Origin of the sequence: Psychrobacter sp. FME6 (assembly GCF_014861365.1) — a bacterium.
Classification (GTDB): domain Bacteria; phylum Pseudomonadota; class Gammaproteobacteria; order Pseudomonadales; family Moraxellaceae; genus Psychrobacter.
The window spans coordinates 41,051-52,159 of sequence record NZ_RRYW01000012.1; the positions used below are offsets into that span (position 1 = coordinate 41,051).

The following is an 11,109-nucleotide window of genomic DNA, read 5'->3' on the forward strand; positions in this document are numbered from 1 at the left end:
ATTGTGCCACTTTATGGTGCTATTAATTTTACCGCTCTTACTTTTACTGCTTTTAAATGAGATGTATTAGAGGATATAACAATGACAACGAATGAAGAAGACAATACTCCGCGAATCTTAATTGTTGAGGATGATGAGCGTTTGGCCATGTTGACTCAAGATTACTTAGTCAAAAATGGTTTAGAAGTCGCCATTGAAACGGATGGCAATCGTGCTATTCGCCGTATCGTCAATGAACAACCAGATATGGTCGTACTGGATGTCATGCTTCCTGGTAGCGATGGTCTTACGGTTTGCCGTGAAGTTCGCCCGCATTACCAAAACCCTATTTTGATGCTGACGGCGCGCACAGAAGATATGGATCAGGTATTAGGTCTTGAAATGGGTGCTGATGATTATGTCGCCAAGCCTGCTCAGCCGCGTGTATTGCTTGCACGTATCCGTGCGTTATTACGCCGCTCAGAAAATGCGCCATCAGAAGATGTGCCACAGCGCTTAGAATTTGGCGAATTGGTCATCGATAATGGTGGTCGTTCAGTTAACCTAGGTGAGGAGCTAGTCGACTTTACCAGTGCTGAATATGATTTGTTGTGGTTACTGGCGTCTAACGCTGGTCGTATCTTATCGCGTGAAGACATCTTTGAGCGTCTACGTGGTATCGAATATGATGGTCAAGATCGCTCGATTGACGTGCGTATCTCACGTATTCGTCCTAAAATTGGTGATGACCCAGAGAATCCAAAACGTATTAAAACTGTACGTAGCAAAGGCTATCTCTTTGTCAAAGAAGGCAATTAATCCCAGAATTTTAATAGAATCTTGAGCATTTATCATTATTTAATCAAAAACCAGCAAATATGCTGGTTTTTTTGTGGCAAAGTTTTAATTTTTGAACTTAAATGTAGTGTTATGTGGTTTAATTAAGCAATTATTATGGCTCTGATTAAATAGCTATGATGTGGGTGCGCTTTTGATGCACCGTACCTCAGCTAAAATATATAAGTCAGGGTTCATCCATACTCAATAATGTTCGATATCACTTATAATGCAGCGCTTATATACTGAATGATATCAGCAGTTTTTATTCATTAAGTTGGTCACGGCACGTATGTCATTAGTCTCTTCTTTAAAACACAGTATCTTTGTTCGTATTTATGCGGGACTACTCATAGTCTGCTTATGCGTGGCGTTATTTGCCCAACTATTGATGGAAACGATCAATAAAGAACGCGTGCAATCTTACCGTGAAAGCATGGCAACAGGCGCTTTTCACATAGTGAGTGAAGGTCTGGCTCACCAAGAAACGGCATCGCAGCGTGAATATTGGTTATCGGATGCTAGTAGTTTATTTGGCACGACTTTTAGTGTTTTACCGATTGATAAGGTGGATTTTAATGCCAGCGAATTGCGTCGTTTTGAGGGTGGTAAAACTGTCGTCCGTTATGTCAGCCAACCTATTTATGCCGATGTTTACTATCGGTTACCAGACAATAAAAATGTCTTAACCGCACGTATCTCACAAGTTACCGAGCAGCAAGTGCGGGCCATCGCTGTGTTTTTGTTAGATGATCTCTCTTATCATGTCACCTTATCTGATAAGCGTAGCCGTTTGGCTGAGTTAGAAGACAAGTTTACCTTTCCGTTAGAGTTCAAAGCCGTCAATACACTTGATTTAGATTCAGATCAAATGGCACGCTTACGCCGTGATGAAGTCGTCATCTCATTGCAAGATACCAATAGTAGCAAAAGCAATTCGGCTATCAGGGTAGTGGTGCCATCTGAGATTAATGACATGGCAATTTTGATTGGTCCAGTGCCGTTATTTAACTACTTCCCCCTTAATCTGATTATTAGTATGATTCTTATCAGTATGTTCTTGATCAGCTTAGGGGTTTATGCGCTGATTTTTCCACTTGAGCGTAAATTGCAGTTGATCCAAGTTGGTGTCAATGAAGTTAGTAAAGGCAACCTTGATAGTAAAGTACAGGTCATTGGCCAAGATGAGATTGCTCGGTTATCAGCGACATTTAATGCGATGACTTCGCATATCAAGCGCTTGATTGAGTCGCAGCGCGAATTGACACGCGCGGTATCACACGAATTGCGTACGCCCGTTGCGCGTATTCGTTTTGCCGTAGATATGCTGGCTGATACCGATGATGAAGATTCTCGCTTTATGCAGCGCGACTATATCGACGAAGATATTGAATCGCTTAATGGTTTGATTGATGAAATTCTAACCTATGCAAAACTTGAAGAAGGCTCGCCAAAGCTTGATCTTGAGCCAGTCAACTTAAAAGAGTTGATCGAGCAAATCGTCCGCGAAACCAAGGCGCTGGGTAAAGATATTGATATCGTCGGTAAATTACCGAGTGCTAAAGTTACCGCTATCGCCGATCGGCGCTATTTACATCGTGTGATCCAAAACCTTGCCGGTAATGCGTTACGCTACGCTGAAACCACCATCATCATTAGTGGCGGCGTTAAAAAAGGCAATGCTTTTGTCAGCGTGGAAGACGATGGTCATGGTATTCCAGAGGAAGATCGTGAAAAAGTGTTTATTCCGTTCTCACGCTTAGATGACAGTCGTACACGAGCATCTGGCGGCTATGGTTTAGGTTTGTCTATCGTGTCGCGGATTGCTTTTTGGTTTAATGGTAGTATGAAGGTGGACGAGAGCCGAACGCTTGGTGGTGCTAGATTTGTCATGACTTGGCCCATCAAGCCTCTGACACAAATTCTTGCTGCTGATGAATTGACCCAAGAAAAAAGCGAGCGCGATTTTGACGGTAAATAACTCAATGGTATAAACATACCGCTATGTTTTAGAATTGTTCATTTTCAGAGCATGTCATTAATTAGCGCATTTATACATTTAGTGGTCTTAAAATATAGGAGAGCAAGGGATGCCGTATTTATTTGGTGGTTTGGTGGTTTTGAATGCGATAACGTTGGGCTATTATTTATTTTTGCAGCAGCCATCGACGACGCAAACCTTAAAGGCCGCAAAAGACGACATTACTCAACCATTAACGTTTGCTAATAGTGCTAAGTATATCCCGCCTATTATTGGGAATAGAGAATAGGATCTGTTGCACATTCAATATTAGGACACGCCCTAGAACGACTGGTAGCTAGAGCCATTCGACACCCCTTGAGCGATTTTTCATATTATTCAGGCTTATCCAGTCCAGTATCGTTAGAATCAGAGATATCTTCTGTTTGGGCTGCCACGGTTTTATCTCCAGCAACTTTGGAAAGTAGGGGAATACGCACGCATACTTGTAGACCACCGTCAGGATGATTGATGGCCTCGACCGTACCATGATGCAACCGTGCGATACGATCGACAATCGCTAGACCTAAGCCGCTGCCTTGGGTGGTACGCGCTGTCTCGCCACGTTCAAAGGGCTGCATAATACGCTCTAAGTGGTCATCTGCCACGCCATCACCACAGTCCCGTACGCATATCATTAATTGTTCTTGTGCTTCTTTGTTGACCACGCTTTCACTAATCACATCGCTATCTTCCTCCTCAACAGTTTCTATAAATGTCGGCACCACAGTTGCTGACAGATAAATAGGCGGCTTGCCGTAACGCTTGGCATTATTGACCAGATTGATAACAAGGCGTTTAATAGACATGGGACGGACAGGCACGACCTTGTCACACTCTGATTGGTAAATGAACGCCATCGGTGCAAACTGCACCATAATTTCATTAAAGATGGTGTCTAAATTGGTGAGACTGACTGGCTCATCAGAACCGTCTTTCATAAATGAAATAAACTGCTCCAGAATGGCATCCATATCCTCAATATCGTAAATAAGCCCTTCACGAAAAAAGTCATCTGGCAGCATCTCAGCCGTCAAACGCATGCGAGTTAGCGGTGTGCGCAAATCGTGTGAGATACCCGCAAGCATAATCGTACGTTCTTTTTGTGCTTGATTTAAAGTGGTGAATAGGCGATTGAATGCCATATTTACCTGGCGTATCTCAGTGGGTCCTTTTTGTGTTGGTAATGTAGTGGCGTGACCGAGGCGAATATAATTGGTCGCTGCGCGCTGTAAATAACGCAATGGGCGATTTAATTGTCGAGCCAATAAAATGATGGTCAATAGCGTTAGAATGGGTAATCCAATTAAAAACAATATCAATAGAGTCGGACTGTACTGGGAATAATAAACCACTGGTTCGCGAATCCAAAAGCTGTCATCACGACTATCCTGTACCCAAAGCTGTGGGGTCGGTTTAAACTTAAAATATACCTCAACCGGTCGCCCCAACTGCGCGCCGATTTCACGCTGCAACACATCAGTAAAAACACCGACAAAGGCTTTGTCTGAAACCTCTGGAAAATCACTCGGATTATCTACTACTACCACATGAGAGTGCTGGTAAATCCACTGACGCACCTCAGGATGATCTTGCCAATCTTTATTGACGCTATTCATTAGCCGTAACTCACTGGTCAAATAACGCGCATGACTCTTCAGCTCTGGTAAATACAGGCTACGCCAAAAAAATAAAATCGATAAGCTAACACTGATGATGACAATAAAAGCCACCATCAAGGTTGTAAGCCAAGTATTGGAATAAGAGCGTGGTAGCCAACCTTTACGACGTGATTTTGGCTTGGGGTTTGGAGTGGTCATATAAATCCAAGGTGTTGAAGGTTAGATTTTATTAGGTCTAGAGCGTGTTGAACATATTTGCTTAAAGCATTAATTTATCCTACAGAGTAGCATAATCAAAGGCTGACACTGTGGGCTTTGATTAAATAAGTTGTCCATGATGAACTCTTAAATGCATATTAAATCAGACTTCGTTAGCCGTATATTTTAGTAAGGTAGTCAGATGAAAAGACCAAATTATGGGTTAAAGATAAGCGCTCATTATCAAATATGTTTTACATCGACTGGCATTTAAGCTATTGTTAATAAATAATTAAATAAGCACAGTTTATGTTTTCAATAAAATAAGACTGTGATATAATTATGCCCTTTTTGGTATACCTGCGAAAGAGAGAATTCACATGGTTGTTATTCGTTTAGCACGGGGCGGTGCCAAGAAACGCCCATTTTATCAAGTAGTTGTTGCTGATCAACGCCGCGCGCGTGACGGTCGCTACATTGAAAACATCGGCTTTTTTAACCCACTCGCTAAAGAGTCTGAAGAAGCAGTACGCCTAAACATAGAAGCGTACAATGCGTGGATCGAAAAAGGTGCACAACCTTCAGATCGCGTTGCTTCATTAGTAAAAGCTTACAACAAGTCTGCTGCTCAAACTGAAGCCACTGCTTAAGTTTTTGTTGCTGGATACTGATAGCATTTTTTGCGCCAATCAGTAGGCTTTAGAACACATAGCGTAACTGGTCTGACCAGGGTGCGCCATTAACTGTTTATCGCATTTTGAATGCGTTTATCGCTTTTCATTGAAATGTATTTATCATTGCTGTTTTAATCATTGCTAGGTTAGCCGTTATGTCCTCTGTTCCAAACGCTAGTAGCCTTATGAAAATCGGTCAGCTTAAGAAGCCTTATGGCATTAAAGGTTGGCTTTGGGTTTTTAGTGATACAGATGATCGTACGGCAATATTTGGCATGCAGCCGTGGTGGATGAAAACGGCCACTGGTATGAAACCTTTGACTGTTAAGGCTTGGCGTGAGCAAGGAACAGGAATTGTGGCTCAGTTTGAGCAAGTTCCTGATCGTAATGTTGCTGAGACCATGAACGGGGTTACCGTTTGGGTTGAGCAAGACGTCTTACCTGAAACAGCTGAAGATGAGTATTATTGGTCGGATTTGGTCAGCTTACGCGTGATAAATGAGCAGACTGAATATCTAGGCACTATCACTGAAATGTTTGAGACCGGTGCCCATGACATCATGCGCGTAACGGCAAACTCAGACAGTTTGGACAATGAAGAGCGCCTGATTCCATGGCACAAGCAAACCGTGATTGAAGTCGATATGACTGAAAAAACAGTGCTTGTGGCATGGCCAAGTGATTATTAATAAAGCCTTTCATTTAGTGATACGGCCTTTAGTCCTATCGCTAAGCGCGTTTGATAATTACCCCGATTTATTCAGCCATTATTAGCCACTGTGCAAGTAGACATCAGATGTATTTTTCTGTCATTAGTATTTTTCCTGAGATGTTTGCGACGATCCGTGAGTTTGGTATCACGGGACGGGCAGTCACTCAGAAACAAGTGACGATTGAATGCATTAATCCACGTGATTATACCACTGATAACTATCGCCGTATTGATGAGCGCCCGTATGGTGGCGGTCCTGGGATGGTGATGATGGCCGAGCCATTATCAAAAGCTATCGAGGATGCGCGCCTGCGAGCCAGTCAGCATGGCTGCCGTGTCGACAGTGAGCATTGTCCGGTGATTTATATGTCGCCACAAGGGCAAACACTCAGCGAAAGTAGCGTAGTCAATATGGCTGAGTATGACGGCATGATTTTATTATGTGGTCGTTACGAAGGCATTGACGAGCGCTTATTGTCGCAATATGTTGATATGGAAGTGTCACTGGGTGATTATGTATTGACTGGTGGCGAGCTACCAGCCATGGTGCTGATGGATAGTGTAATACGTCGTCTGCCTGATATTATGGGTGATGACAAGTCAGCTGAGCAAGACTCGTTCGTCGATGGTTTGCTTGATTGTCCACATTATACTAAGCCGCATGAGTTTGCGGGTATGGCAGTACCTGAAGTACTACTCTCAGGTCACCATGCCAATATCGCTAAGTGGCGCTTTAGCCAGCAAGTCAGTCGCACGCAAACGCGTCGTCCAGACCTATGGCAAGCGTTTACCCCAACGGTAGAGCAAGCAAAATGGTTAAAAGCATTGGCAAAAGCAGATAAAAAGTAGAGGGTTAATACCTGACTTTATCTTCATTAAGCGAGATAAACAGTTAAGAAATAAAATTTTGAGCAACAATAAAACGAGTCATCGCATTATGGCCGTTGGTTATAACCCATTTACGTTGTGTCTCACTATAAAGAGATATGATTAATTATTACAAACAGGTGATATGCGTTAAGCCTCTATTATCTAATGTGAGGAGATAACTCTCATGAGCAACAAGCATCCATTGGTTCAGGTCATCGAAAACGCTCAATTACTTGAGCGCCCAAGCTTTGCACCCGGCGATACCGTTGTGGTACAAGTAAAAGTACGTGAAGGTGAGCGTGAGCGTTTACAGGCTTTTGAAGGCGTTGTAATTGCTAAGCGTAACCGCGGTATAAACTCAGCGTTTACCGTACGTAAAATCTCAAGTGGCGTTGGTGTTGAGCGCGCATTCCAACTGCATTCACCAATTATCGATAGCATTCAGGTGAAACGCCGCGGTGCAGTTCGTCGTGCGAAACTATACTACTTACGTGAGCGCTCTGGTAAATCAGCACGTATCCGCGAAAAGTTGGTTGCTCGTGCTCCTAAAGCTGCTCAGGCAAAAACTGACGCTTAGACTGTATCGAGTATCTGACTTTAAGCATTGTGCTTAAAATTGCTACCATGGTTAAGTTGTTTATTGTGCAGCTTAGCGATGAAGCAATAATAGATACAAGCCCTTATTCATAGGTTTATTTATAAATAAGCGGGCCATACCAAAAAGACAAAACCCCAATCTATGCGAAGGCTAGGTTGGGGTTTTTGTATCTGTAGCGATAAGTCCAAGATCTAAGTCTATAAAATCTAAGTCTATAAAATCTAAGTCTAAAAGATTAAATCTAAGCATCGACATTATCGATACGGTTAGTTTGATCCTTAGATTTACTGTACTTACGCAGTCGAATATAGAGCGTTTTGGTGACGGTGGCGATGGTTTTTTGCTGATCATCAACGATATCCACTTGGTATTCACGAAATACCGGTTCACCTTCTTTTGCCAGCTTCTGAATAGTAGTGACTTCATTATTAGGGATTTTCATTCGTGCAGTGACTTTGCTATTACCGGGCGCAACAAACTCGATATGCGAGCTTTTGTCCCAGACCACGTAACTGCTGCCCAATTGGTGCATGAGCATCAACATATAAAACGGGTCAACCATCGAATATAAGCTACCACCAAACTGCGTACCGACGATGTTTTTGTTCATAGGGTTCAGCCCCATGCTGACCACGCATAGACCTTGATCAAGGTTGATATAATCAATTTTTATACCAGCACCGATATATGGCGCATAGGTATTGATACGTAGTTTAAGTAAATGCGGTGTCAACAACGGCATAATACTTTGTTTGGCCCTGCGTTTTAGCGTCTCAAAATTGCTGGGTAGTACACTCATAAATTTGTCCTATTACTTTTTTAGACTTTTTTAATGATAGCGATTAAGTTTTTTGGTTGGTTAAGGCTAAATATCATAAGTAAAAAACATCAAGTGCGCTAGACTTAAAGCGTAACCAGCGCTGATGTAACGAAAGTCTGAATATGGGTTACTGCTATTAATCACAGCTCCCAAGTTTACTGGGTTACCGCTAATGACTCGTCTATTAAGGGTAAACATTACTGCCACCTATTTTGCGGTCAGTTTATTGAAAAAAGCGTGAATTCAGTTTCGATAAATTATAAATGCAAACTTTAAGTTATTGATTATAACAATACGTATAGTATCTTTACATGGTTATATGCTCGCATTCCAAGGATTCATGGCATACAATAGCCTGAAATTTGTGGTGACGCTTTATTTTATAAGGCGCCAAATCACGTTATTGTTAGTCAACCGAAGCCTCAGCCGACACAAGGAAATGTGATGAGTAATACTCAGATCCCTTCTTCAGGGTCTAATCAGCAACCATCAAATCCAGCCACTGACGACAGCGAGCAATTGGGTAGTTATCTCGATTTACATAAGCCAAGCTCAAGCTTTGATAGTCGTGACGCCTATCTAAATCATGAACTACAAATCATGAAACCAAAGCGCTGGCGTGCCAATTTACCTTTCCGTGATTATCGTTTTGAGTATGAAGATGCGATTCCAGCGATGGCAGCGACCATTGGTAAAGTCGTGATGGTGGGCGCCATCGCTGCTACCTTTGCAGGGCCGCTTGGTTTGGGTGATGCCTTTGTCCTAGAAAACGTTCGTTATGAGCTGTTAATCGTGGCGTTTTTTGCCATCTTATTTTCAGGCTTTTTACTCCCTACTGCCAACCTTGCTGGTACTCATGGACCTTTAATCCCGTTGATTCCTATTGTGGTGGCCGCTGGTGGTCACCCGATGGCGTTTGGCTTACTGATTGGTGCCTTTGGTTTATTACTAGCGATTAGTAAAGGGGGCAGTCTGCTGGCAAACTTGACCAGTAAAGGCGTGTGCGGTGGTTTACTGCTGTATCTGGGCTTTATTGGTACCACATCGCAGGTGAAAAACCTGTTTGCTTGGGCAGAAGGCATCGGTATGACCCATATCGCCTTTGTGGTTATTTTACTCACTATCGTACTGTATGCGGTGTTGGAAAACTTCCAAAAGCGTTGGTTGGCCGTTCCGCTCAGCTGTTTATTAGGTGGTGGCGTCGCTTTTGCCATGGGTGCGCCATTTTCGTTTGAAACCGCGCCAGGTCTACCGAACATGAATCCGATGTATTGGTGGGGTGAAAACACCGGTTGGATGCTAGGGTTGCCCACTGTTGAGAGCTTTATCGTGGTGTTACCATTTGCCGTCTTGGCCGTTGCCATGTGGTCGCCAGACTTTTTGGGTCATCAGGTCTTCCAAAAAATCAGCTATCCGCAACGCACTGAAAAGGTTTTGATGGATATTGATGATACGATGACTAGTGCCTCGATTCGTCAGGTAGCAGGCTCGGTACTCGGTGGCGCAAACTTTGCTTCTTCGTGGGGCACTTACATTGTGCCAGCAGCGATTGCCAAGCGTCCGATCCCAGCCGGTGCAGTTTTAACCGGTATTTTCTGTATTATTGCTGGCGTTTGGGGTTATCCCATGGACTTAGCGATTTGGGAGCCGGTCATGTGCGTGGCGCTCATTGTTGGGGTCTTTATTCCATTGCTTGAAGCAGGGATGGAGATGACACGTGAAGGCAAAACCACCCAATCCGCTGCCATTGTCGTCTTTGCTTCAGCGTTGGTTAATCCAGCCTTTGGTTGGTCAATTACCCTTGTGCTCGATAATTTAGGTTTAATTGGTTCTAAAGAACGTAGTGCCAATTTGACCAAAATGAGTCGCTGGATTATTCCCGTGATTACTTTTGTAGTCTTAACAGGCGTGATGGCCCTTGTCGGTATGTTGCCAGGTATTCCAGCATTAATGTCGAATTTCCGTCATTAGTCTTGCATGGATTTACTACTGAAAAAAACCAGCCTCGTGCTGGTTTTTTTGCGCCTGTTGTTCAACGCGCGGTTGCTCAATCAATGGCTGGCTTGCAAAATGGCTTTAGTCGCCCCATTAATATAGTCAGTGAGAAGTAATATCGCTACATCACGTACTGCAGGTACCGTTTTTTCTTGTTTGCTGTGCCTACGCAGACAGAGGCTGCAAAAAAACTATACCCGCAGTATCGTAGCGTTTTTAAAGTCTTAGATTAACACATGAAGTGCAATATCAAATGCGAGGTGAAAAAAAGACCTAGATGCGCTAGCATCAAAGTTTTTATCCACCGACCAAAGTGAGATTGCAACCATGAACTATACACATCTAAGCCTAGGTGAACGATACCAGATTTATGCCCTTAAAGGGGCAAAACATAGTATTAAATTTATAGCGAGGGCGTTAAACAGAAGTCCCAGCACCATATCAAGAGAGCTTAGGCGTAATAAAGGCCTGCGCGGTTACCGAGCAAAGAATGCTAATAACAAGGCTTGTGACAGACGGTCAAACAATGCGCCCAGCATCATCGCTGACGTATGGGATTGGGTCACAGATAAGCTAAAAGACAGCTGGAGTCCTGAACAAATAGCCGGCGTTCATGGTGGTATTAGTCACATGAGCATCTATCGCTATATCTGGAGGGACAAGAGGCAAGGCGGCACATTGTGGCAGTGTCTTCGCCGCAAAGGAAAACCTTATCGTAAGCGCCTAACGGCTGAGACCCGAGGCCGTATCAACGACAGAGTCTCGATTCATGAGCGCCCTTGTA

The 11,109-nt window shown here is 43.4% G+C and carries 11 protein-coding genes; 9 read left to right on the forward strand and 2 right to left on the reverse strand.

Features of this window, described 5'->3' with window-relative positions; all coding sequences use genetic code 11:
- Positions 1–81: 81 nt before the first annotated feature.
- The 3 genes from EI162_RS03205 to EI162_RS03215 all read left to right on the forward strand — a co-directional run bounded on the left by EI162_RS03205 (position 82) and on the right by EI162_RS03215 (position 3,086).
- Positions 82–798, forward strand: a complete 717-nt coding sequence (locus EI162_RS03205) for a response regulator (protein ID WP_192522987.1) — start codon at positions 82–84, stop codon at positions 796–798.
- Between the two features lie 310 nt (positions 799–1,108).
- The gene (locus tag EI162_RS03210) at positions 1,109–2,797 is read left to right on the forward strand and encodes an ATP-binding protein (protein ID WP_192522988.1); all 1,689 of its coding nucleotides are present in this window, start codon (positions 1,109–1,111) and stop codon (positions 2,795–2,797) included.
- Positions 2,798–2,906: 109 nt separating this feature from the next.
- Entirely contained in the window at positions 2,907–3,086 is a 180-nt protein-coding gene (locus tag EI162_RS03215) for a hypothetical protein (protein WP_192522989.1), read from the forward strand.
- 85 nt (positions 3,087–3,171) lie between these two features.
- Here EI162_RS03215 and EI162_RS03220 read toward each other — a convergent pair whose 3' ends face one another.
- Positions 3,172–4,656: an ATP-binding protein gene (locus EI162_RS03220; RefSeq protein WP_192522990.1), complete on the reverse strand. Its 1,485-nt coding sequence runs from the start codon at positions 4,654–4,656 to the stop codon at positions 3,172–3,174.
- 380 nt (positions 4,657–5,036) lie between these two features.
- Between EI162_RS03220 and rpsP the strand changes: the two genes are divergently transcribed.
- The 4 genes from rpsP (at position 5,037) to rplS (ending at position 7,489) form a co-directional block, all read left to right on the forward strand.
- Entirely contained in the window at positions 5,037–5,306 is a 270-nt protein-coding gene (gene rpsP, locus EI162_RS03225) for a 30S ribosomal protein S16 (RefSeq protein WP_192522991.1), read from the forward strand.
- Between the two features lie 179 nt (positions 5,307–5,485).
- A complete protein-coding gene (gene rimM, locus EI162_RS03230; RefSeq protein ID WP_192522992.1) occupies positions 5,486–6,019 on the forward strand; it encodes a ribosome maturation factor RimM in 534 nt (177 codons plus the stop codon).
- A gap of 107 nt (positions 6,020–6,126) precedes the next feature.
- Positions 6,127–6,891, forward strand: coding sequence for a tRNA (guanosine(37)-N1)-methyltransferase TrmD (gene trmD, locus EI162_RS03235; RefSeq protein WP_192522993.1), 765 nt, complete (start codon positions 6,127–6,129; stop codon positions 6,889–6,891).
- 205 nt (positions 6,892–7,096) lie between these two features.
- On the forward strand, positions 7,097–7,489 hold the full coding sequence (rplS, locus tag EI162_RS03240) for a 50S ribosomal protein L19 (RefSeq protein WP_192522994.1): 393 nt from the start codon (positions 7,097–7,099) through the stop codon (positions 7,487–7,489).
- A gap of 262 nt (positions 7,490–7,751) precedes the next feature.
- On the opposite strand, the gene EI162_RS03245 is transcribed toward rplS, so the two are convergent.
- Positions 7,752–8,309: a DUF4442 domain-containing protein gene (locus tag EI162_RS03245; RefSeq protein ID WP_192522995.1), complete on the reverse strand. Its 558-nt coding sequence runs from the start codon at positions 8,307–8,309 to the stop codon at positions 7,752–7,754.
- A gap of 465 nt (positions 8,310–8,774) precedes the next feature.
- Between EI162_RS03245 and EI162_RS03250 the strand changes: the two genes are divergently transcribed.
- Entirely contained in the window at positions 8,775–10,301 is a 1,527-nt protein-coding gene (locus EI162_RS03250; RefSeq protein WP_192522996.1) for a DUF3360 family protein, read from the forward strand.
- Positions 10,302–10,652: 351 nt separating this feature from the next.
- Positions 10,653–11,109 (forward strand): IS30 family transposase (locus EI162_RS03255; protein WP_192522997.1); only part of this gene is annotated, 457 nt, incomplete at its 3' end.

What these genes read in the sequence shown, in the direction of transcription:
- EI162_RS03205 (WP_192522987.1), top strand. Translation starts at nt 82, where the DNA reads ATGACAACGAATGAAGAAGACAATACTCCGCGAATCTTAATTGTTGAG.
- rimM (WP_192522992.1), top strand. Translation starts at nt 5,486, where the DNA reads ATGTCCTCTGTTCCAAACGCTAGTAGCCTTATGAAAATCGGTCAGCTT.
- EI162_RS03250 (WP_192522996.1), top strand. Translation starts at nt 8,775, where the DNA reads ATGAGTAATACTCAGATCCCTTCTTCAGGGTCTAATCAGCAACCATCA.
- rpsP (WP_192522991.1), top strand. Translation starts at nt 5,037, where the DNA reads ATGGTTGTTATTCGTTTAGCACGGGGCGGTGCCAAGAAACGCCCATTT.
- EI162_RS03210 (WP_192522988.1), top strand. Translation starts at nt 1,109, where the DNA reads ATGTCATTAGTCTCTTCTTTAAAACACAGTATCTTTGTTCGTATTTAT.
- EI162_RS03220 (WP_192522990.1), bottom strand. Translation starts at nt 4,656, where the DNA reads ATGACCACTCCAAACCCCAAGCCAAAATCACGTCGTAAAGGTTGGCTA.
- trmD (WP_192522993.1), top strand. Translation starts at nt 6,127, where the DNA reads ATGTATTTTTCTGTCATTAGTATTTTTCCTGAGATGTTTGCGACGATC.
- EI162_RS03215 (WP_192522989.1), top strand. Translation starts at nt 2,907, where the DNA reads ATGCCGTATTTATTTGGTGGTTTGGTGGTTTTGAATGCGATAACGTTG.
- EI162_RS03245 (WP_192522995.1), bottom strand. Translation starts at nt 8,309, where the DNA reads ATGAGTGTACTACCCAGCAATTTTGAGACGCTAAAACGCAGGGCCAAA.
- rplS (WP_192522994.1), top strand. Translation starts at nt 7,097, where the DNA reads ATGAGCAACAAGCATCCATTGGTTCAGGTCATCGAAAACGCTCAATTA.